The 19,828-nt window shown below is 74.0% G+C and carries 19 protein-coding genes; 10 read left to right on the top strand and 9 right to left on the bottom strand.

Features of this window, described 5'->3' with window-relative positions:
* Positions 1-19: 19 nt before the first annotated feature.
* Positions 20-2,218 carry a molybdopterin oxidoreductase family protein gene (locus ABZX67_RS10925; RefSeq protein ID WP_355357140.1) on the bottom strand — a complete coding sequence of 733 codons (2,199 nt, stop codon included), beginning with the start codon at positions 2,216-2,218 and terminating at the stop codon, positions 20-22.
* A 553-nt stretch (positions 2,219-2,771) separates the two neighbouring features.
* Here ABZX67_RS10925 and hmgA point away from each other — a divergent pair.
* The 3 genes from hmgA to ABZX67_RS10910 are packed head-to-tail and all read left to right on the top strand — an operon-like array spanning position 2,772 to position 6,097.
* Positions 2,772-4,103: a homogentisate 1,2-dioxygenase gene (hmgA, locus tag ABZX67_RS10920; RefSeq protein ID WP_355357138.1), complete on the top strand. Its 1,332-nt coding sequence runs from the start codon at positions 2,772-2,774 to the stop codon at positions 4,101-4,103.
* A gap of 12 nt (positions 4,104-4,115) precedes the next feature.
* Positions 4,116-4,865 carry a GntR family transcriptional regulator gene (locus ABZX67_RS10915; protein ID WP_355357136.1) on the top strand — a complete coding sequence of 250 codons (750 nt, stop codon included), beginning with the start codon at positions 4,116-4,118 and terminating at the stop codon, positions 4,863-4,865.
* Between the two features lie 14 nt (positions 4,866-4,879).
* Positions 4,880-6,097, top strand: coding sequence for a type ISP restriction/modification enzyme (locus ABZX67_RS10910; RefSeq protein WP_355357134.1), 1,218 nt, complete (start codon positions 4,880-4,882; stop codon positions 6,095-6,097).
* 22 nt (positions 6,098-6,119) lie between these two features.
* On the opposite strand, the gene ABZX67_RS10905 is transcribed toward ABZX67_RS10910, so the two are convergent.
* A complete protein-coding gene (locus ABZX67_RS10905; RefSeq protein WP_355357132.1) occupies positions 6,120-6,827 on the bottom strand; it encodes a TetR/AcrR family transcriptional regulator C-terminal domain-containing protein in 708 nt (235 codons plus the stop codon).
* Positions 6,828-6,890: 63 nt separating this feature from the next.
* On the opposite strand from ABZX67_RS10905, the gene ABZX67_RS10900 reads away from it, so the two are divergent.
* Genes ABZX67_RS10900 through ABZX67_RS10890 form a run of 3 tightly spaced genes read left to right on the top strand, consistent with a single transcriptional unit; the run spans position 6,891 to position 9,860 of the window.
* Positions 6,891-7,829 carry an ATP-binding cassette domain-containing protein gene (locus ABZX67_RS10900; RefSeq protein WP_355357130.1) on the top strand — a complete coding sequence of 313 codons (939 nt, stop codon included), beginning with the start codon at positions 6,891-6,893 and terminating at the stop codon, positions 7,827-7,829.
* Positions 7,826-8,608 (top strand): ABC transporter permease, encoded by a 783-nt coding sequence (locus ABZX67_RS10895; protein WP_355357128.1) that lies wholly within the window; start codon positions 7,826-7,828, stop codon positions 8,606-8,608. The genes ABZX67_RS10900 and ABZX67_RS10895 overlap by 4 nt, the downstream gene beginning before the upstream one ends.
* Before the next feature lie 49 nt (positions 8,609-8,657).
* Positions 8,658-9,860, top strand: coding sequence for a CaiB/BaiF CoA-transferase family protein (locus ABZX67_RS10890; RefSeq protein ID WP_355357126.1), 1,203 nt, complete (start codon positions 8,658-8,660; stop codon positions 9,858-9,860).
* Positions 9,861-10,043: 183 nt separating this feature from the next.
* Here ABZX67_RS10890 and ABZX67_RS10885 read toward each other — a convergent pair whose 3' ends face one another.
* Positions 10,044-10,307 (bottom strand): hypothetical protein, encoded by a 264-nt coding sequence (locus ABZX67_RS10885; protein ID WP_355357124.1) that lies wholly within the window; start codon positions 10,305-10,307, stop codon positions 10,044-10,046.
* 223 nt (positions 10,308-10,530) lie between these two features.
* Here ABZX67_RS10885 and ABZX67_RS10880 point away from each other — a divergent pair, with 223 nt between their 5' ends.
* Positions 10,531-12,117 (top strand): serine/threonine-protein kinase, encoded by a 1,587-nt coding sequence (locus ABZX67_RS10880; RefSeq protein ID WP_355357122.1) that lies wholly within the window; start codon positions 10,531-10,533, stop codon positions 12,115-12,117.
* On the opposite strand, the gene ABZX67_RS10875 is transcribed toward ABZX67_RS10880, so the two are convergent.
* Positions 12,101-12,907, bottom strand: a complete 807-nt coding sequence (locus tag ABZX67_RS10875) for an SGNH/GDSL hydrolase family protein (RefSeq protein ID WP_355357120.1) — start codon at positions 12,905-12,907, stop codon at positions 12,101-12,103. The two genes, ABZX67_RS10880 and ABZX67_RS10875, sit on opposite strands and share 17 nt — an antisense overlap.
* Before the next feature lie 458 nt (positions 12,908-13,365).
* Between ABZX67_RS10875 and ABZX67_RS10870 the strand changes: the two genes are divergently transcribed.
* On the top strand, positions 13,366-14,475 hold the full coding sequence (locus tag ABZX67_RS10870; protein WP_355357118.1) for a DUF5925 domain-containing protein: 1,110 nt from the start codon (positions 13,366-13,368) through the stop codon (positions 14,473-14,475).
* 25 nt (positions 14,476-14,500) lie between these two features.
* Here ABZX67_RS10870 and ABZX67_RS10865 read toward each other — a convergent pair whose 3' ends face one another.
* Positions 14,501-14,887 (bottom strand): GntR family transcriptional regulator, encoded by a 387-nt coding sequence (locus ABZX67_RS10865; protein WP_355357116.1) that lies wholly within the window; start codon positions 14,885-14,887, stop codon positions 14,501-14,503.
* Positions 14,888-14,970: 83 nt separating this feature from the next.
* On the opposite strand from ABZX67_RS10865, the gene ABZX67_RS10860 reads away from it, so the two are divergent.
* Positions 14,971-15,894, top strand: a complete 924-nt coding sequence (locus ABZX67_RS10860) for a GNAT family N-acetyltransferase (protein ID WP_355357114.1) — start codon at positions 14,971-14,973, stop codon at positions 15,892-15,894.
* Positions 15,875-16,396, top strand: coding sequence for a DUF402 domain-containing protein (locus tag ABZX67_RS10855; RefSeq protein WP_355357112.1), 522 nt, complete (start codon positions 15,875-15,877; stop codon positions 16,394-16,396). Before ABZX67_RS10860 ends, ABZX67_RS10855 begins: the two co-directional genes overlap by 20 nt.
* On the opposite strand, the gene ABZX67_RS10850 is transcribed toward ABZX67_RS10855, so the two are convergent.
* From ABZX67_RS10850 to ABZX67_RS10835, 4 genes are read right to left on the bottom strand one after another with little or no spacing between them, the layout of a single operon-like run.
* Positions 16,375-16,824, bottom strand: a complete 450-nt coding sequence (locus ABZX67_RS10850; RefSeq protein ID WP_355357110.1) for a GNAT family N-acetyltransferase — start codon at positions 16,822-16,824, stop codon at positions 16,375-16,377. The two genes, ABZX67_RS10855 and ABZX67_RS10850, sit on opposite strands and share 22 nt — an antisense overlap.
* On the bottom strand, positions 16,821-18,317 hold the full coding sequence (locus tag ABZX67_RS10845; RefSeq protein ID WP_355357108.1) for a tripartite tricarboxylate transporter permease: 1,497 nt from the start codon (positions 18,315-18,317) through the stop codon (positions 16,821-16,823). The genes ABZX67_RS10850 and ABZX67_RS10845 overlap by 4 nt, the downstream gene beginning before the upstream one ends.
* Positions 18,317-18,832: a tripartite tricarboxylate transporter TctB family protein gene (locus tag ABZX67_RS10840; RefSeq protein WP_355357105.1), complete on the bottom strand. Its 516-nt coding sequence runs from the start codon at positions 18,830-18,832 to the stop codon at positions 18,317-18,319. The genes ABZX67_RS10845 and ABZX67_RS10840 overlap by 1 nt, the downstream gene beginning before the upstream one ends.
* Positions 18,829-19,812, bottom strand: coding sequence for a tripartite tricarboxylate transporter substrate binding protein (locus ABZX67_RS10835; protein ID WP_355357103.1), 984 nt, complete (start codon positions 19,810-19,812; stop codon positions 18,829-18,831). The genes ABZX67_RS10840 and ABZX67_RS10835 overlap by 4 nt, the downstream gene beginning before the upstream one ends.
* Positions 19,813-19,828: the final 16 nt, after the last annotated feature.

Here is a 19,828-nt window from a genome sequence, read left to right as displayed (position 1 = left end):
ATACGAGCAAAACCCCAGGTCAATGCAGTGCTGATACGTCGACGGGGAAGCCGTTCAGCACGGCGGTCCCCGACAGCGGGTCGAGCAGGCTCCCGTCGAGGAGCTGGTTGACGTTGACGCCCGGCCGCGCCCCGGCGACCGCCATGCGCGTGCCGGGCCGGTCGTGCCCCCAGCCGTGCGGCAGGCTCACCACTCCCCGGCGCACCGCGTCGGTGATCTCCACCGGGGCCTCCAGCTCCCCGCCGTCCCCCTTGATCCGGGCCGGGGCGCCGTCGGTGAGGCCGAGGCGGGTGGCGTCGTCGGGGTGGACCTGAAGGGTGCAGGTGTTGGTGCCGCTGTTGAGGGCGGGGATGTTGTGCAGCCAGCTGTTGTTGGAGCGCAGGTGGCGGCGCCCGACCAGGACGAGGGAGTCGCCGCGCGGCTCCAGGGCGGCGCGCAGCCGGGGCAGGTCGGCGGCGAGGGGCTCCGGCAGGAGCTCGACGCGCCCGCTGCGGGTCTTGAGGACCTGCGCGAGGCGCGGCTTCAGCGGGCCCAGGTCGATGCCGTGCGGGTGCTCGCGGAGCCGGTCGAGGGTGAGGCCGTCGTACGGGCCGAGGCGCAGCATCAGGTCCAGGCGCCGCTCCGGGCCCGTGCGGCCGCCGAGCCCGGCCGCGTACTCCTTCGGATCCCGGCCGTACGCGGGTGAGTGCGGCTCGGTCACGGCCTTGGCGAGGGTGCGCTCGACGACGAGGGCGTCGACGGTGTCGGGCTCGGCACCGTGCCCGCCGGTCACGGCGAGGATGAGGCGGGCGTGGATCTCGCACTCGTCCATCCGCCCGGGCTCCAGGGGGACGGCCGCCGGGGTGTAGCGGACCTGGTCGCGGACGGCGAAGGCGTTGAACGCGAAGTCGAAGTGGGCGCTTTGGGAGGGCGGCGGCGGGGGCAGGACCACATCGGCGTGGCGGGAGGTCTCGTTGAGGTACGGGTCCACGCTCACCATGAAGTCCAGCCCGGCGAGCGCCCGGTCGAGCCGGTCGCCGTCGGGCGCGGAGAGGACCGGGTTGGCGGCGATGGAGATCAGGGCGCGGACGCGGCCGTCGCCGGGGGTCTCGATCTCCTCCGCGAGGGCGGCGAGCGGGAGTTCGCCCTTGGCCTCGGGGTGGCCGGAGACCCGGCTCTTCCAGCGGCCCAGGGCGAAGCCCCGGCCGGGCCCGGCGGGGCGGGGCGCGGGGGCGGTGGCGGAGAGCGGGAAGAGGGCGCCGCCGGGCCGGTCGAGGTTGCCGGTGAGGATGTTGAGGACGTCGACGAGCCAGTTGGTGAGGGTGCCGTACGCGACGGTGCTGCCGCCGACGCGCCCGTAGACGGCGGCCGAGGGGGCCGTCGCCAGCTCGCGGGCGAGCGCACGGATGGTGGCGGCGTCCACGTCGCACGCGTCGGCGACGGCCTCGGGGGTGAAGTCCCATAGGGCCGCCTCGACTTCCGCGACACCCTGGACGTGGTCCGCGAGGTCGCCCAGGCCGGTGAGGCCCTCGGCGAAGAGCACCTGGGCGAGGGCCGCGAGCAGCAGCGCGTCGGTGCCGGGGCGGATGGCGACGTGCCGGTCGGCGAGGCGCGCGGTGCGGGTGCGGCGCGGGTCGACGACCGTGAGGGTGCCGCCGCGCTTGCGCAGGGCCTTCAGCCTGCCCGGGAAGTCGGGGGCGGTGCAGAGGCTGCCGTTGGACTCCACGGGGTTGGCGCCGATCACCAGCAGGTGCGCGGTGCGGTCCAGGTCGGGGACCGGGATGGCGAACGCGTCACCGAAGAGCAGCCCGCTGGAGACGTGCTTGGGCATCTGGTCGACCGTGGAGGCGGTGAAGACGTTGCGGGTGCGCACCGCCCCGAGCAGCACGGGCGGGTAGAGGGCGCCGGCCATGGTGTGGACGTTGGGGTTGCCGAGGACGACACCGAGGGCGTCGGCGCCGTACCGCTCGACGAGCGGCGGCAGGCGGCGGGCGATGGCGTCGAACGCCTCCTCCCAGGTCGCTTCCCGCAGAGCGCCGCCCTCGCGGAGGAGCGGCGTGCGGAGCCGGTCGGGATCGGCGTCGATCTCGGCGAAGGACGCGCCCTTGGGGCAGATGAAGCCCTGGCTGAAGACGTCGTCCCGGTCGCCGCGGGCGCCGGCGACGCGAGGGCCGTCGAGGGTGAGGGTGAGCCCGCAGGTGGCTTCGCAGAGCGGGCATATGCGCAGGGCGGTGGGCATGGAGGCCTCCGGGACAGCGGCGGTGACGCGCGGGTGCGGCGAGCATACCGACCGGTAGGCACGGTGGCGATGGCCTTGCCGGCCGGAACCGCGCGGACGCGGGACCCGCACCTGGGCCGGGAACCGGGCCCGGCTACCGGGAACCGGGCCGCCGCCCGAGGCCACGCCCGCACTGGGAACCGGGCCGCCGGCCGGAGCCCCGGCCCGGACCTGGAACCGCCCTGCCGACCGGGAACCGCGCCGCGCCCGGAACCGCACCCACGCAGGAAGCCGGGCCCGCGGCCGGGAGCCACACCCGCGCAGGAAACCACCCCCGCGGCCAGAACCCGGGCCCGGGCCGGGACCCGGGCCGCCCTCGCCGCCGGGAACCACGCCCGCGCCGGAAGCCACACCCACGCCGGGAACTGCGCCCGCAGTGGAACCGCCCCCGCACCGGGAACCGCGCCCGCGCAGAGACCGTCCAAGCCGCACGCCTCCCGCCAGTGCCCCGTTGACGGCGGCGCCACGGAATCCTACGGTCTTACATAGGATTCCTTCTGAGCAGGAGCGGGCGATGACGATCAACGACAACGAACGGGCGGCCCAGGCGCGAAAGCTCGCCGACGCCCTGGAGTACTCCCCCGGCTTCGGCAACGAGCACAGCTCCGAGGCCCTGCCCGGCGCGCTGCCGCTCGGCCGGAACTCGCCCCAGCGCGCGCCCCTCGGCTTGTACGCCGAGCAGCTGAGCGGCACCGCGTTCACCGAGCCGCGCGCCCACAACCGCCGCTCGTGGCTCTACCGCATCCGCCCCTCGGCCGCGCACCCGCCTTTCGTCCGCACCGACAACGGCGCCCTGCGCACGGCCCCCTTCACCGAGACCGTCCCCGACCCCAACCGGCTGCGCTGGAACCCGCTCCCGGACCCGGCGCCCGGCACCGACTGGCTGGCCGGCCTGTGGACCCTCGGCGGCAACGGCGACGTCACGCAGCGCACCGGCATGGCCGTGCACCTCTACCACGCGAACGCGCCCATGGACCGCGTCTTCAGCGACGCCGACGGCGAGCTGCTGATCGTCCCCGAGCGCGGCGGGCTGCTGCTGCGCACGGAGTTCGGCGTCCTCGCCGCCCGCCCCGGCGACGTGGCCCTGATCCCGCGCGGCGTGCGCTTCCGCGTCGAGCTGCTCGACGCTACGGCGCGCGGGTACGTGTGCGAGAACTACGGCCAGCCCTTCCAGCTCCCCGACCTCGGCCCGATCGGCGCCAACGGCCTCGCCAACCCCCGCGACTTCCGGGCGCCGGTCGCCGCGTACGAGGACGTCGAGGGCGAGGTCGAGGTGGTGAACAAGTACTGCGGCAACCTCTGGACCGCGACGTACGGCCACTCCCCGCTCGACGTCGTCGCCTGGCACGGCAACCACGTGCCGTACGTCTACGACCTGCGCACCTTCAACGTCATCGGGACGATCTCCTACGACCACCCCGACCCGTCGATCTTCACGGTGCTCACCTCGCCGTCCGACACCCCCGGCCTCGCGGGCGTCGACTTCGTCGTCTTCGCGCCGCGCTGGCTGGTCGGCGAGGACACCTTCCGCCCGCCGTACTTCCACCGCAACGTGATGAGCGAGTACATGGGCCTGATCGAGGGCGCGTACGACGCCAAGGCCGAAGGCTTCGTGCCCGGCGGCGGCTCGCTGCACAACATGATGTCCGCGCACGGCCCCGACCGGGAGACCTTCGACAAGGCGAGCGCCGCCGAACTGCGGCCGCAGAAGATCGACGACGGTCTGGCCTTCATGTTCGAGACGCGCTGGCCGGTCACGGCCACCGCCCAGGCGGCGAACGCCGACCACCTTCAGCGGGGGTACGACGACGTGTGGCAGGGTCTTGAGCGCCACTTTCGGTCGTAGTACGGAGTACACGTGACCGCCTTCGCCCCCGACTCGCTCGTCCTGAACCGGAAGCTCCCGCTCTGGTACCAGGTCTCGCAGTCCCTGCGCGCCTCCATACTCGGGCGCGCGCCGGACGCCTCGCTGCGCCTGCCCACGGAGGAGCAGCTCGCCGCGCACTACGGCGTGAGCGTGCTGACCATGCGGCAGGCGCTCAAGGAGCTGGAGGCGGAGGGCCTGATCAGTCGGCACCGGCGGCGCGGCACCTTCATCGAACCGGGCGCCCGGCGCAGCACACCGCGCCGGCTGCTCGGTTCGATCGACGCCATCGTGGCGCAGCAGTCGGGCGAGCTGACCACGATCCTCGACCACGGCGAGGCCAAGGTCCCCGGCGAACTCGCCGAGCACTTCCCGGACCTGGCGGAGGTGGTCACGTACAAGCGGCTGCGCCGCGACGGCGAGAGCGGCGAGCCGACGAACTGGGCGGAGAACGCCGTCCGCCCCGAGGTGGCGGCCGGAATCGACCTCGCCGACCTGGAGCGCTGGCCGATGACGAAGGTGCTGCGGGACGCGGTCGGCGTGCGGATCAGCCGGATCACCGACACGGTCGAGGCCCGGCTCGCCGACCCGGAGACGGCCGAGCTCCTGCAAGTGCCGCTGCTGTCGCCGATCCTGCACTACACGGGCGTGACGTACGACGAGGGCGGCCGGGTGGTGGATGTGGCGCGGATCCGCTATCGGGGCGACCGGTTCTCCTTCACGGTCACGGTGGAGGCGGACTGAGCGCGGTCACTAGCATGCAGCGCGTGAACGAGGATGTCCCGCTGCTCGACGACCTCATGCCGTGGTCCGTGGCGCCCCTGCGACTCGGGCGTTCCTGGGTCGTCGCCCCGGACGCGCGGACGCTGCGGGCCCGCTGGGACGCGCTGGTACGGGCGGAGGGCGGCGAGCGGGAGGCCCTGTTCCGGCCCAGCCGGGCGCGGACGCTCACGACGGCGGTCGCCGCGCTGCCGGGGCAGCGGACCGGGACGGCCCGGTTCGCGCGGGAGGCGGGGCCGTGCCCGGAGCCGGTGCGGCTGGCGCACGGGCCCTTCGACGAGCAGTGGCTGCTGCCGGATCACCGGCTGCTGGACGTGGCCCGCCCGGAGCTGTGGCGGGTGGCGGACGACCGGCAGCTCTTCGCCGTCGAGCAGGGGTACGTGCCGCAGGGCCCCGGCACCCCGGCGCCGGGGCCGGCGCTGCTAGTGACGGCCGTGCTGCCGGACGGCCGCTCCCCGGCGGGCCGCCCGGGCCGCATCAGGCCGCTGTACCGGCGGCCCGGCAACCGGGAGCCGAACCTCACGCCGGGGCTTCTCGCGGTGCTGAGCGCGCGGTACGGCTCCGAGGTCGGGCCCGAGGACCTGCCGGCCTGGGCGCTGGCCGCCGCCCGCCCCTCCCCCGCCGGGTGCGTCGTCCCGCTCCCCGCCGACCCGGCCGTGTGGGCGTCCGGCGTGGCGCTGGGCCGCCGCATGGCGGAGGTCCAGCTGCGCGGCGCCCGGGGCGGCGACCGCCCCCGCCTGCCCGGCGGCCGCCGGCCCTACGTCCGCGCCGCGCTGCCGCCGCGCCCGGCCTCCTTGGCGTACGACGCCGAGGGCGAGGCGCTGCTGGTCGGCGACGGCGGCCGCATCGCGCCCGTACCGGCCGAGGCGTGGGAGTACCGGGTGGGCGGGGTCCGGATGCTGGAGCTCTGGTTCGAGCAGCGCGCCGCCCCGGCCGCCGAGCCAGGCTCCCTGGAGGCGATCCGCCCCGCCGCGTGGCCGCAGGAGTGGACGTCCGAGCTGCTGGAGCTGATCACGGTGCTGGCGCTGCAGGCCGGGCTGGAGGCGCAGCGGCCGGACCTGTCCGGCGCGGACCTCATCACCCGCGCCGACCTCCGCGCGGCCGGGGTGCTCCCCGCCCCTGCCCCGACCCGCCGGCCCGCGTCCGTGCTGGACCGGGAGGAAGAGGGCCCCGAGGGCCAGCTGGCCCTGCTGTAGTCGGCCCGAGGCCGGCCGGCGGCTAGCCGAACGAGTCCAGCAACCGCCGGAGTGCCCGGTCGAAGACCTCGTCCGGATCATCCGGCACGGGCCCCTCCGCGAGCAGCGCGGCGAGCCGCGGGTACGCCCCGCCCGCCACCTCCCGCCCGAGGTAGGCGGCACGCACGGCCTGCTCCTGCTCCTCCGACCACGGCAGCCCGCGGCTGCGCTCCGCCATGGCGAGCTCGTTCGCGACGGTGACCATGGCAGTACCGTTGACCATCGCGATCAGCTCCATCTTGGCTCCGCCGGGCGCGTCGAGCGGCGCCAGGACCTCCAGGCAGTGCTCCAGGTAGCGCAGGGCGTGGGGGCTGAAGCCGTACACGGTCGACATCACCCGGGTGAGCCACGGGTGCCGGTACATGATGGCCCGGGTCTGCCGGCCCAGCGTCAGCATGTCGGCCTTCCAGTCACCGCTGGGAGTGTCGGACAGCTCGTACTCGCCGCTGACCGCGTCGACCATCAGCTCGTACAGGTCCTCCTTGCGCGGCACGTAGTTGTACAGCGACATCGTGCCGCAGCCCAGCTCGGCAGCCACGCGCCGCATGGACACCCCGTCGATGCCGTCGGCGTCCGCGATCCCGACCGCCGCCGCCGCGATGTCCGCGCGGCTGTAGGCCGGTTTGGGGCCGCGGCCCGCGCGCTCGGGGCGCGCCCAGATCACTTCCGGTTCGGCCGCTCGGCCCGCCATGGATCATCACCTCGCCCCCCATCCTAGTTACGTACAGCGTACGTAGTGCGCTATGGTCACGCCATGACTACTACGTACGCTGTACTTAGTGAGGGTCTGTGCAAGCGTTACGGCGAGGTGCGCGCGCTCCGCGGGCTCGACCTGGCGGTCCGGGAGGGCACGGTCTGCGGCGTCCTGGGCCCCAACGGCGCCGGCAAGACCACCGCTGTCCGGGTGCTCACCACGCTCACCACACCGGACTCCGGCAGCGCCCGGGTCGCCGGCCACGACGTGGTGCGCGATCCCGCCGCCGTACGCCGCCACATCGGTGTCACCGGCCAGTACGCCTCCGTAGACGGGGACCTGACCGGCGCCGAGAACCTGCGCCTGTTCGCCCGGCTGCTGCGCGCGCCGCGTGCCCGCGCCGACGAGCTCCTGGAGCGGTTCGGGCTGTCGGAGGCGGCCGGGCGGCCGGCGCGCACCTACTCCGGCGGCATGCGCCGCCGCCTCGACCTCGCCGCGAGCCTGCTCGTCCGGCCCAGGGTGCTCTTCCTCGACGAGCCGACCACCGGCCTCGACCCGCACAGCCGCAATGCCATCTGGGACGCCGTACGGGGGTTGGCGTCCCAGGGCACGACCGTGCTGCTCACCACCCAGTACCTGGAGGAGGCCGACCGGCTCGCCGACGACATCGTGCTCATCGACGAGGGCCGGGCCGCGCACAGCGGCACGCCCGCCCAGCTCAAGGCGATGATCGGCAGTTACGCCCACGTCGTCGTCGCCGATCCGTCCGGCCTGCCCACCGCCGCGGCAGTCCTCGACCAGCTCACCGGCTCAGAGCCGGACCTGGACGCCGAAGCACGCACCGCCGGGGCGGTCACGACCGACCCCACCCTGACGCTCCCCCGGATCGTCCGCGAGCTCGACGCGGCGGGCGTCCTGATCGTCGACGCGGCTCTGCGCCCGCCCACTCTCGACGAGGTGTTCCTCCGCCTCACCACCCGTAAGGAGCTCGCGATATGAGCGCCGTCCTCCACGACGGGGTCGCCGTACTCGGCCGTCACCTCCAGCGCGTCAGGCACGCGCCCGCAATGCTGGTGATGACACAGACGATGCCGATCGTCTTCCTGCTCTTCTTCGGGTATGTCTTCGGCAGCGCGCTCGCCATGCCGGGCACCGAGTACCGGGCCTACCTGGTGCCGGGGCTGCTGGTCGCCACGGCCGCGAACGGCGTCATGACCGGGATGTTCACCGCCGCCCAGGACGCGCACCGGGGCGTGATGGAGCGGTTCCGTACGCTGCCGATGAGCCGGGCGGCCGTACCGCTGGGCCAGGCGGCGGCCGACCTGCTGACGACGGCCACCGGGCTCGTGCCGCTGCTGCTGGTGGGTCTCGCGATGGGCTGGCGCGTCGAGGGAAGCACCCTCGAAGCAGCGGGCGCCTTCGGGCTGTTGCTGCTGTTCCGGTTCGCGACGACCTGGCTCGGGATCCTGCTGGGGCTCGCCTCGCGCAGCGAGGAGGCGGCGGGCCAGCTGGGCAGCGCCACGTTCATGCTGCCGCTGCTGTCGAACGCGTACATCCCCACCGACGACATGCCCGGCTGGCTGCGGACGGTCGCGGAGTGGAACCCCATCTCGGCGGTGACGACGGCGGTACGGGTCCTGTTCGGCAACGCCCCCGTGCCGGAGGGCGCCGCCTGGCCGGTGGCGCACCCGGTCGCGGGCGCGATGTGCTGGTCTCTGCTGCTGGTGGCGGTGTGCGCACCGCTGGCCGTGCGGAGGTACGCGGCGCCGGAACGGTGAGGCCGCGGGGGGTGACAAAGGTGGTACGTACACGATAGGTACGGCTGTCATGAGCACTCAGCCGCTGCCCCTGCCCCTCGAAGGCGTCACCGTCGTCGCCGTCGAGCAGGCCGTCTCCGCGCCCTTCGCCACCCGCCAGCTCGCCGATCTCGGCGCCCGCGTCATCAAGATCGAGCGCCCCGACGGCGGTGACTTCGCGCGCGGCTACGACACGGCGGCGGCCGGCCTCGCCTCGCACTTCGTCTGGTGCAACCGGGGCAAGGAGTCGGTGGCCCTCGACCTGAAGGACCCGCGCGGTCTGGAGGTGGCGCGCCGGCTGGTGGCCGGTGCCGATGTGTTCGTCCAGAACCTGGCGCACGGCGCGGCGGCGCGGCTGGGCCTCGACGCGGCGACGCTCTGCGCGGCGGATCCCCGGCTGATCGCGGTGGACATCTCCGGGTACGGGGCGCGCGGGCCATACGCGCACAAGCGGGCGTACGACATGCTCGTGCAGTGCGAGGCGGGCCTGGTGTCGGTCACCGGCACGCCGGAGCAGCCGGTGAAGGCGGGCATCCCGGCGGCCGACATCTCGGCGGCGATGTACGCCTTCTCGGGGGTGCTGGCGGCGCTGCTGCGGCGGGCGGCGACGGGGCGCGGCGGGCCGCTGGAGATCTCCATGCTGGAGTCGCTCGCCGAGTGGATGGGGCATCCGCTGCACCACGGCATGCACGGGGGCGAGGCCCCGGCGCGCACGGGGGTCGCGCACGCCGTCATCGCGCCGTACGACGCGTACGCGACGGCCGACGGGGGCCAGGTGCTGCTGTCGGTGCAGAACGACCGGGAGTGGCGGCGGCTGGCCGAGCAGGTGCTGGAGCGGCCGGAGCTGGGCGACGACCCGGCGTTCGCGACGAACACGGCGCGGGTCGCGCACCGCGAGAAGACGGACGCGGTGGTCGCGGAGGCGCTGGCCCGGCTGGCGACGGCGGAGGCGGTCGCCCGGCTGGAGACGGCGGGCATCGCCTGCGCCCGCCTGAACACGGTCGCCGACGTGGCGGCCCACCCCCAGCTCGCGGCCCGCGACCGCTGGCGCGAGGTCCCCACCCCGGCGGGCCCCCTGCGGGCCATGCTGCCGCCGATCACCCTCCCGGGCGGTCCGGAGCCCCGCATGGGCGCGGTCCCGGCACTGGGCGAACACACGGACGCGGTCCTGGAGGAACTGGGCATCGCGGAGGAGACCCGCGCCCGGCTGCGACGGGAGGGCGTGGTGGCCTGAGGCGGGCGGCCGCGAGTCGGTGGGCCCTGCACCTGCCGGTGGGGTGCGGTGCGGGGCCCCTCCGGCCCCACCCCGGCCGGTGGGCGACCGCGGGCCGGAGGCCGCACCTGGTCGTGGGCCGTCGTTCCGCGCGGCGGAACGGGTGGGAAGCGGGGCGGGGCCTGGGCGCTCGGAGGCCGGGGCTCAGCCGTGGTTGCCGAAGAGCGAGCGGCGCAGGCGGCGCAGCGGCGCGAAGAGGCGAACGCGCGCGCTCTTGCTCGCGCGGGTGTGCACGACGTCACGCGTCGTCAGCTCCCGCATGAGCAACGTCGCCTCGGCCGTCTCCCGCTGCGGCACCGCCGGGCCGCCGAGCACCGAGAGATGGCGGTCGAGGCGCGAACTCGTCGCGCTGCTCCCGCAGGTGATGGCAGGCACACGCGGCCTGCTGCGCACTGTTATCCGTTCCATGACACTCCCCACCCGTACGAAGGCACCCGGCCCGGGCAGGTTAACCCTATCGTTCCCGCAACTCACGCGTGTATCCCGGTGGCGTGATTCACCACCCATGTACGGGTGTTGACGATTACTCTCCGAATACGTCTGATTCCAGGGCGAGTTGGACACATTCCCAGTCGGGCCGACTTCGGCTAGCTTGGAGTGGTTTCCGCCGCATCGTCTGAAGGGGGCCCCGGTGACCGAAGGGACGGGCGGAGAACGGCTGGTGGCGGGCCGTTACCGACTGCGGGGGCCGCTCGGCGAAGGCGGCATGGGCGTCGTGTGGCGGGCCCGTGACGAGGTGCTGGGGCGCGAGGTCGCCGTCAAGGAGGTGCGCGCGCCCGCCGGGCTCGGCGCGGCGGACGTGCGGCGGCTGTACGCGCGGCTGGAGCGGGAGGCGTGGGCGGCGGCCCGGGTGGCGCACCGCAACGTGGTCACGGTGTACGACGTGGCGACCGAGGACGACCGGCCCTGGATCGTGATGGAGCTGGTCCGCGGGGTGACGCTCGCCGAGGTCCTCGACGCCGAGGGCCCGATGCCGCCGCGGCGGGCCGCGCGCGTCGGGGCGGAGGTGCTGGCGGCCCTGCGCGCCGCGCACGGGGCGGGGGTGCTGCACCGGGACGTCAAGCCGGCCAACGTGCTGCTCTCCAACGACGGCCGCGTGGTGCTGACGGACTTCGGCATCGCGGTGGTGGAGGGCGCCTCGAACCTCACCATGACGGGTGAGCTGATCGGCTCGCCGGAGTTCCTCGCGCCGGAGCGGGCCCTTGGGCAGACGCCGGGTCCCGCCTCGGACTTGTGGTCGCTGGGTGTGCTGCTGTACGCGGCGGTCGAGGGCCATTCGCCGTTCCGGCAGCACACGCCGCTCAGCACGCTGCGCGCGGTGGTCGACGAGGAGCTGCCGCCGCCGCGCCGGGCCGGGGCGCTGGAGCCGGTGATCGAGGGGCTGCTGCGCAAGGACCCCGCCGAGCGGCTCGCGGCCGAGGAGGCCGAGCACCTGTTGCGGGTCGTGGCCGCGGGCGGCACCGCGCGGACGGTTCCGCTCGCGTCGTCGGAACCGTACGCGCCGACGGCCGTCGTCGGCACGGGCGAGGGGCCGGTGGGGCGGCCGGTCCCGGCGGAGGAGCCGGAGGAGCGGCATCCACGGGGCGCGGTGGGGGTCCTCGCGGTGGGGGTCGCCGTGCTCCTCCTGGTGGTGGCGGGGCTCGCGTACGCGCTGCTGCGCGATGGCGACAAGGACCCGGCCGCCGCCAACGGCACCACCGCCTCGCCGTCGCCCGTGCCCACGCGGACGACGCCGAGCCCGACGCCGTCCGCGCAGAAGCCGTCGCCGACCTCCACACCGACGGCGACGCCGCAGCAGTCGGTGCTGGTGTACGCGCGCGCCGTACGCGGGAGTTACAGCGGGGCCTGCCCGCCCCCGGCCGCCGAGGTGCCGGCCTTCTCGGGGACGGTCACGGTGGGGCGTACGCCGGCGACGGTCGAGTACCGCTGGGTCACCGAGGGCGGCGAGAACGGCGGGGGCTCCGGGTGGACGTCGCTGGAGTTCGCCGCGGGCGGCCGCGAGGAGCAGCAGGTGCGGCACACGGTGGAGGCGTACCGGGACGGCGAGACGTACCGCGACCGGGTCCGGATGGAGGTCCGGAGCCCGGTCGCGGCGCGGTCGAACTGGGTGGGGTTCTCGGTCACGTGCCACGACGCGAGCCCCACGGGCGGCGGGTCGCCCGGGGGTTCCGCGAGCGGTTCCCCCTCGTCGGGTCAGAGCGTCACGCCGTCGCCCTGAAGACAGGCAGGTAGCCACTGGACTGGCCGGTGGCGGTGGGGTGGTACGACTCGCCGATGTTGAGCCAGTTGACGCTGTGCAGCCAGGACGCGCCCGAGCAGATCTCGTGGCCGGTAAAGGCCCCGGTGACGCCGGCGAAGGTGTAGCCGTGGTCGGCGGCGCGCTTGGCGGTGGCCGCGTTGAGGTGGTCGGAGCCGCTGTTGATGGCGCGGCGCTCGTTCTCGGTGAGGCCGGCGATGCAGCTGCCGTCCAGCTTGTAGAAGCGGGGGTAGCCGAGGACGACGACGCGCGCCGAGGGGGCTTTGGCGCGGATCGCCCGGTACAGGGTGTCGAGGCGGCCCGGGAGGGTGGTGTCGACGTATCTCTTGGCTTCGTTGACGCGGGCGACGCAGGTGGCTTCGGACTGGAGGACGCAGGTGGTCATGACGTCGGCGAAGCCGGCGTCGTTGCCGCCCGCGGTGAGGGAGACGAGGTCGGTGGCGGCGGAGAGCGGGCCGAGCTGGTTGGCGGTCACGTCGGTCGTGCGGGCGCCGGAGCAGGCGGTGAACGCGAACGACGAGGGGGAGTTGGCGGCCGCCCACAGCGCGGGGTAGGCGCGGGGGGTGCGCTTGCAGTCGCCGCTGGCGCTGTCGTAGTTGCCGGCGCCGACTCCGGAGGAGTACGAGTCGCCGAGCGCCACGTAGTCGACGGCCGATGACGAGGCGGCCTGTGCGGCCCCCGCTCCGGTCAGGGCGAGGACGGCGCTCAGGAGCAGTGAGGATGAGAATGCCGCGGCTCGGGACAGTTTCATGGAACCTCCCTTGAGCAGTGTTTCTGCCTGCTCTGGTGGTAGCAGCGTGGAGTGTCCATGCCAAGACTTGCGGGAGGCTCCCGGATGGCCGGCGGACGGCGCACGGAAGCACGGGAGTTGGGGAGCGGGCCTCCGTCAGCCGTCACCGGGCGGCATGAACCGGGTGTAGCGAGGAGGGCGGCGCCCTGGACACCATGCTCGACCGGGGCCAGGTGTGCGAACTGGCCGCCTCGGGAACCGAGATCGGCGGCCACACCCACACGCATCCGCAACCGCCTACCCGTACGGCTACTCAAAGGGCGGGCCGTCGGGCGGACGTTCGCGAAGGACCGGGCGCTCACGAAGGAGTACGCGGTGGTGCGCGCGGTGCGGGCGCGCCGGGGCGGTCCCGGGGCGCATCCGCGACATCCGTACATAAACGCCGTGCGGTGACGGCGGGCATGCCGGATCATGGGGCCATGTCTGCCAACCCGCATGAGGCCCTGCCGATCCGGCTCAACGTCGACGACAGCGACTCCCCCGCCGATGTCGTCGACGCGCTGTTCCTCGGGCGCTTCGCGACGGGCGAGCAGCCGTACGCGCGAAGCACCACCATCGACCGCGTCAAGCCCGGCGTGGAGCTGCTCCCTCCGGGCGGCGCGGTGCTGCGCGCGGCGCGCGACGACGACCGCAGCGCGACCCTCGCCGAGGGCGACGGCTGGACGCTGCTGGTCTCCCGCTGGAGCCGCGGCGCCGACGTCACCGTCACTGCGGTCGACGCGGAGCTGGCCGAGCGGATCCTCACGCAGGCGACCGAGGGCGCCCAGGACGAGCCGGAGCCGCAGCCCGACGACGTCACCATGGGCTTCTGGTACGTGTCGCCGCGGCGTGGCCCGCACCGTACGACCCGCCGGATCGCGGCGGGCACGTGGGAGGAGGTGCGGCCCAACTACACGGCTCCGGTGGCCGACACGATGGACCGGCTGATGAAGGTCACGCCGGACGACATCGCGGGCCGGCTGCTGCTCCTGCACGGCCCGCCGGGCACGGGCAAGACGTCCGCGCTGCGCACGCTGGCCCGGTCGTGGCGCGACTGGTGCCAGGTGGACTGCGTGCTGGACCCGGAGCGGCTGTTCAACGACGTCGGCTATCTGATGGACATCGCGATCGGCGAGGACGAGGGCACGGCCAACGGCCGCTGGCGGCTGCTGCTCCTGGAGGACTGCGACGAGCTGATCCGCGGCGAGGCCCGGCACACGGCGGGCCAGGCCCTGTCCCGGCTGCTGAACCTGACGGACGGCCTGCTGGGCCAGGGCCGCAACGTCCTGGTGGGCGTCACCACCAACGAGGACCTGGAGCGCCTCCACCCTGCGGTGGTCCGCCCCGGCCGCTGCCTCGCCCGCATCGAGGTGGGGCCGCTCACGCGCGAGGAGTCGATGGCCTGGCTGGGCGACGAGGTCCCCGGCCGGGAGGAAGCCGTCGGCCGCGACGGCGCGACCCTGGCCGAGCTGTACGCCCTGCGGCGCGGCACGGGCCCTGCGTCGATCCCGGACCAGCCGAAGGGCCGCGACGCGGGGCTGTACCTGTAGGGGTCGGGTGGTGGCCGGTGGTTGGCTAGGGGGTGTCGTCGTCGCCGTACGCCGCGCGCAGCGCGTCCGTGACCGCCGCGAGGGCCTCGGCGCGGGTGAGGCCCAGGCGGTGGGCCGCCGTCGCGTACGCGGCGGCGGCCGTGGCGGCCTGGCGGGCGGCGGCGTCGGCCGCCGGGGCGATGAACGTGCCGGCGCGGCCGCGGGTTTCGATCACGCCGTCCGCCTCCAGCACCCGGTACGCCTTGGCGACCGTGTTCGCGGCGAGGCCCAGCTCCTCCGCGAGGCCGCGGACCGTCGGCAGCTTGTAGCCGACCGGGAGGCCGCCGGAGCGGGCCTGCTCGGAGATCTGGGCGCGGAGCTGTTCGTACGGGGCGGTCGGGGAGCCCGCGTCGATGGAGATCTTCAAGGTCACGGGGCCGATTGTCCCCCACGGAGCGGGCGGCGGGCGGAAATTGGGAGGCGGTCGTCGTCGGGCCGCGCGTAGCGTGCGGCCCCATGACTGTGATCGTGCGTGACTTCCGTCCCGAGGATGCCGAGGCCGTGGCGGCGTCGCGGCGTGCCCTCCTGCCTTTCATCGCGGTGACGCCCCGCTCCGTCCTCTTCGACGTGGAGACGGCGAACGCCGCCCAGAAGATGCGGCTGCTGGTCGCCGAGAAGGACGGCGAGATCATCGGTACGGCCTATGCCGGCGTCGCGTACGACAGCAGCGAACCGGGCCAGTCCCACGCGACCCCGCAGGTCCATCCGGACCACCGGGGCCAGGGTGCGGGCGGCCTCCTGCTGCGCGCGGCCGAGGAACACCTGGCCGCCGAGGGTGCCACGACGATGTACACCTGGGTGATGGACGCACCCGAGAACCGGGCGTTCGCCGAGAAGCGCGGCTACCGCCCCACCCGGACCGCGCACTTCCAGCGCCTGGACCTGGCGCGCGCGGCCCTCCCCGAGGTGCCCGGCACGCTTCCGCCGGGCGTCGAGCTGCGTACCGCCGCGGACTACGAGGCCGACCCGCGCCCGATGTTCGAGGCGGACGCGGAGGCCACGTCGGACGAGCCGAGCGACATCGCCACGGACCTCGACGACTACGAGGACTGGCTCGCCCACGTCTGGAACAACCCGCTGCTGCACCGCGGCCTGTCGACGGTCGTGACCGTGGACGGCCGGGTGGCGTCGTACACCGCCGCCTACACGGACGGCGGGACCCGGTACGTCTCCGGCATGACCGGCACCCTGCGCGCGTACCGCGGCCGGGGCCTGGCCAAGCTGGCCAAGACGGACTCGCTGCACCGCGCCCGCGCGGCCGGCTACACCGACGCGTACACCAGCAACGACGGGGCGAACGAGCCGATGCTGGCCATCAACAAGTGGTTCGGGTACGAGATCTGCGCGACGGAGGTCCGGCATGTCCGCGCGCTCGGCTGAGATCGCCGTCCGGCTCGTCAAGGCGGGCCGGACGAAGATCCGCTACCCGGCGGAGCTGGTCGCGGACGACGGCACGCGCCTCACCGTCCGCGCGCCCTGGGCCGTGGACGGGGTGCGGGACTTCGGCTTCGTACGGTTCGAACCGGGGGACGTCTTCACGGAGCACTACTGGCGGGACCGGTGGTACGCGGTGAAGGAGGTCCGCGACGGGACCGGCACCCTCAAGGGCTGGTACTGCGACATCACCCGGCCCGCCGTCGTCGAGGGCGGCGAGGTGGTGGTCGAGGACCTGGACCTCGACCTGTGGGTGTCGGCGGACTGCGGTGAGGTCCTGCGCCTGGACGAGGACGAGTTCGAGGCGAGCGGCCTCGCGGAGCGGGAGCCGGCGGCGGCCGCCGCGGCCCGCGAGGCGCTGGACGCGCTGGAGCTTCTGGCCCACGACGGCCGCCTGCCGGGTGCGGGGCCCGTTGAAGAGCCCGTTCAGGAGACGGGCTTGCGGTAGTGGATCCGGTCGTACGGGCCGTCGAGGCGCCGCTCGACGACCTCGTAGCCGTACCGCTCGTACATCTTCTGGTTCTCCCACATCATCGCGTTCGTCAGCAGCCGCACCTCGGGGAGCCCGAGTGCGCGGGCGCGCTCCTCCACGAAGGCGAGCAGGCGCCGGCCCAGGCCGGTGCCCTGCGCGTCGGGGTGGACGGCGAGGTTGTCGAGGTACAGGTGGTCGGCCTCGGTCCGCACCACCACCAGGCCGGCCACCGGGTCACCGAGGACGAACACCCGGCCCGCCGCGACATCGGCCGCGTGGTCCGCCTCCATCGGGGCCGGTACGAGACCGATCCGCTCGATGTAGTGGTGGTAGGCCGCGTCCGTGACGGCCTTCACGCGGTCGGCGTCGGCGGCGGTCGCGAGCCGGATCTCAAGATCGTTCATGCCGGTACGTTACGGCGGCGGGCGAGCGCCTTCCTCAGGAGGGGCCAGGCCAGCAGCAGCACGATCACCGCGTACACGGCCACCGAGAACGGGGTGTTGACCAGGCCGGTGACGCTGCCGTCGCTGATCTGGAGCGCCCGGCGCAGCTGCTGCTCGGCGGCCGGGCCGAGGATGACGCCGATGACGGCGGGCAGCACCGGCAGCCCGTAGCGGCGCATGCCGAACCCGATGAGCCCGATGACCAGCAGGATCACCAGGTCGAGGGCCTCGCCGCCGACCGCGTACGCGCCGACCGCCGCGAAGAACAGGATCCCGGCGTACAGGTACGGGCGCGGGATGCGCAGCAGCTTGGCCCACAGGGGCGCGAGCGGCAGGTTCAGCGCGAGCAGCAGCACCATGCCGACGAAGAGCGAGGCGATCAGGCCCCACACCAGGTCCGGTTCGCGCTGGAAGAGCAGCGGTCCGGGCTGGATGCCGTACTGCTGGAAGGCGGCGAGCATCACGGCGGCGACGGCCGTGGTGGGCAGCCCGAGGGTGAGCATCGAGACGAGGGTGCCTGCGGCGGAGGCGGAGGCGGCGGACTCCGGTCCGGCGACGCCCTCGATGGCGCCGCGCCCGAACTCGTCCTTGTGCTTCGACAGCCGCTTCTCGGTGACGTACGACAGGAAGGTCGGGATCTCCGCGCCGCCGGCCGGGATCGCGCCGAAGGGGAAGCCGATCAGCGGTCCGCGCAGCCACGGCTTCCACGTGCGCCGGATGTCCGCCCTGCCCAGCCAGGGCCGTCCGACGGGGATCGCGTCGCCGCCGGTACGCCGCAGATGGGCGGCGACCCACAGGGCCTCGCCGATCGCGAAGAGGCCGACCGCGACAATGACGACGTCGATGCCGTCGGCGAGCTGGAGCGAGCCGAAGGTGAGCCGCTGCTGGCCCGTCATCTGGTCCAGGCCGACGAGGCCGAGGGTGAGGCCGATGAGGAGGGAGGCCAGGCCCCGGACGCGGGACGAGCCCAGGACCGAGGTCACGGCGATGAACGCCAGCACCATGAGGGCGAAGTAGTCGGGCGCGCCGATGTCCACCGCCAGGTCGGCGACGGTCGGGGCGAGGGCGACGAGCAGGATCGTGCCGATCATGCCGCCCGCGAAGTGCCCGCCGGCCGCGGCGGCGAGCGCCTGGGCGCCGCGCCCCGCCTTGGCCATCGGGTTGCCCTCGATGGCGGCGACGACGGCGGCGCTCTCGCCCGGGGTGTTGAGCAGGATGGAGGTGGTCGAGCCGCCGAACATCGCGCCGTAGTAGATGCCCGCGAACATGATGAACGCGCCGGTGGGCTCCAGCCCGTACGTCACGGGCAGCAGCAGCGCGACGGCCATGGCGGGGCCGATGCCGGGCAGGACGCCGATGGCGGTGCCGAGCAGCACCCCTGTCGCCGCCCACAGGAGGTTCATGGGGGTGAGGGCGGTGGAGAAGCCGCCGAGGAGGGAGTTGAGGGCATCCATCAGAGCACTCCCATCAGCGGGCCGCCGGGGAGCGGGACGCCGAGCAGGTGGGTGAAGACGACGTAGGTGAGGAGGGAGAGGACGGCCGCGATGAGCGGGTCGCGGTCGAGGCGCCGGCTGCCGAGCGCGTACGCGGAGCCCCAGAAGAGCAGCGCGCCGGAGACCGGGAAGCCGAGCGGGCCGATGAGGACGGCGTTCGCGAGGAACACCCCGGCGAGGAGGAGGACCGTGCGCCAGTCGCTCGGCTCGGACAGGTCGACGTCCTCGCCGCCCTCGGCTTCGCCCCGGCCGCCGCGCAGGACGTCCACGGCGAGGAGGACGGCGACGGCGAGGAGGCCCGCGCCGACGACGACGGGGACGGTGGTGGGTCCGACGGGCCCGCGCTGCGCGATGTCGACGTCCATCGTCAGCGCGTCCGTGAGGACGAGGACGCCGAGGACGGCGAGGAGCAGGCCGACGCCGAGCTCGGAGTGCTCGCGCAGCCAGGCACGTCCTGATGTGGTGGGTGTGCTCACAGCCCCAGCTCCTTCAGCACCGAGTCGACCCGCCGGTCCTGCTCGTCGAGGAACGCGCCGAACTCGTCCCCGGCGAGGAAGGCGTCGTCCCAGCCGTTCTTCTTGAGGGAGTCGCGCCACTGCGGGGAGTCGTGCAGTGCGGTGACGAGGCCGATGAGCTTGTCGCGCTCGGCGGCGGAGAGGCCGGGCGGGGCGACGACGCCGCGCCAGTTGGTGAACTCGGTGTCGAGGCCCGCCTCGCGGAGGGTCGGCGCGTCGAGGCCGGGGACGCGCTTCGGGCCGGTGACGGCCAGCAGCCGCAGTTCGCCCGCCTTGATCTGGTCGAGGTACTCGCCGACGCCCGAGACGCCGAAGGCGACCTTGTTGCCGAGGATGGAGGCGAGCAGCTCACCGCCGCCGTCGAACGGAATGTAGTTGACGGATTTCGGGGCGATCCCGGCGGCCTGCGCCATCAGCATGGGCGCGAGGTGGTCGGGCCCGCCGGGCGACGAGCCGCCGCCGACGGGCAGTTTGCCGGGGTTCTTCCGCCAGGCCGCCAGCAGGTCCTGGATGGTCTTGTACGGGGAGTCCTTGCCGACGACCACGATGTCCTGCTCCTCGGTGAGCCGGGCGATGGGCGTCGTGTCGGCGAGGGTCGCGGGGGTCTTGTTGGTGTGTACGGCTCCGACGACGCCGAGGCCCATGGACATGGCGAGCTTGCCGTTGCCGTGCTCGCCGACGAGCCGGGTGAGGCCGACGGTGCCGCCGGCGCCGGGGAGGTTGAAGACCTCGATGTTGTGGGTGAGGCCCGCGTCCTCGGCGTTCTTGGCCGCGGTGCGCGCGGTGATGTCGTAGCCGCCGCCGGGGGTGTTGGGCACCATGAGGCGCAGGCCGGGGATCTGCGTGCCCGTGTCGGAGCCGCTGCCCGTCGTGAGCAGCGGCGGTCCCACGAGGACCAGCAGCGCCGCGCCGAGCAGGGCGAGCGGGGTGCGCAAGCGCAACGGAGCCGCCTTTCTT

The organism is Streptomyces sp. NPDC003036, from assembly GCF_040611175.1.
Classification (GTDB): Bacteria; Actinomycetota; Actinomycetes; order Streptomycetales; family Streptomycetaceae; genus Streptomyces.
Note: the sequence above shows the minus strand (reverse complement) of the source record. Positions and strands in the feature narration are given on the sequence as shown.

What these genes read in the sequence shown, in the direction of transcription:
- ABZX67_RS10925 (WP_355357140.1), bottom strand. Translation starts at nt 2,218, where the DNA reads ATGCCCACCGCCCTGCGCATATGCCCGCTCTGCGAAGCCACCTGCGGG.
- hmgA (WP_355357138.1), top strand. Translation starts at nt 2,772, where the DNA reads ATGACGATCAACGACAACGAACGGGCGGCCCAGGCGCGAAAGCTCGCC.
- ABZX67_RS10910 (WP_355357134.1), top strand. Translation starts at nt 4,880, where the DNA reads ATGCAGCGCGTGAACGAGGATGTCCCGCTGCTCGACGACCTCATGCCG.
- ABZX67_RS10905 (WP_355357132.1), bottom strand. Translation starts at nt 6,827, where the DNA reads ATGGCGGGCCGAGCGGCCGAACCGGAAGTGATCTGGGCGCGCCCCGAG.
- ABZX67_RS10900 (WP_355357130.1), top strand. Translation starts at nt 6,891, where the DNA reads ATGACTACTACGTACGCTGTACTTAGTGAGGGTCTGTGCAAGCGTTAC.
- ABZX67_RS10895 (WP_355357128.1), top strand. Translation starts at nt 7,826, where the DNA reads ATGAGCGCCGTCCTCCACGACGGGGTCGCCGTACTCGGCCGTCACCTC.
- ABZX67_RS10890 (WP_355357126.1), top strand. Translation starts at nt 8,658, where the DNA reads ATGAGCACTCAGCCGCTGCCCCTGCCCCTCGAAGGCGTCACCGTCGTC.
- ABZX67_RS10885 (WP_355357124.1), bottom strand. Translation starts at nt 10,307, where the DNA reads ATGGAACGGATAACAGTGCGCAGCAGGCCGCGTGTGCCTGCCATCACC.
- ABZX67_RS10875 (WP_355357120.1), bottom strand. Translation starts at nt 12,907, where the DNA reads ATGAAACTGTCCCGAGCCGCGGCATTCTCATCCTCACTGCTCCTGAGC.
- ABZX67_RS10870 (WP_355357118.1), top strand. Translation starts at nt 13,366, where the DNA reads ATGTCTGCCAACCCGCATGAGGCCCTGCCGATCCGGCTCAACGTCGAC.
- ABZX67_RS10860 (WP_355357114.1), top strand. Translation starts at nt 14,971, where the DNA reads ATGACTGTGATCGTGCGTGACTTCCGTCCCGAGGATGCCGAGGCCGTG.
- ABZX67_RS10855 (WP_355357112.1), top strand. Translation starts at nt 15,875, where the DNA reads ATGTCCGCGCGCTCGGCTGAGATCGCCGTCCGGCTCGTCAAGGCGGGC.
- ABZX67_RS10850 (WP_355357110.1), bottom strand. Translation starts at nt 16,824, where the DNA reads ATGAACGATCTTGAGATCCGGCTCGCGACCGCCGCCGACGCCGACCGC.
- ABZX67_RS10845 (WP_355357108.1), bottom strand. Translation starts at nt 18,317, where the DNA reads ATGGATGCCCTCAACTCCCTCCTCGGCGGCTTCTCCACCGCCCTCACC.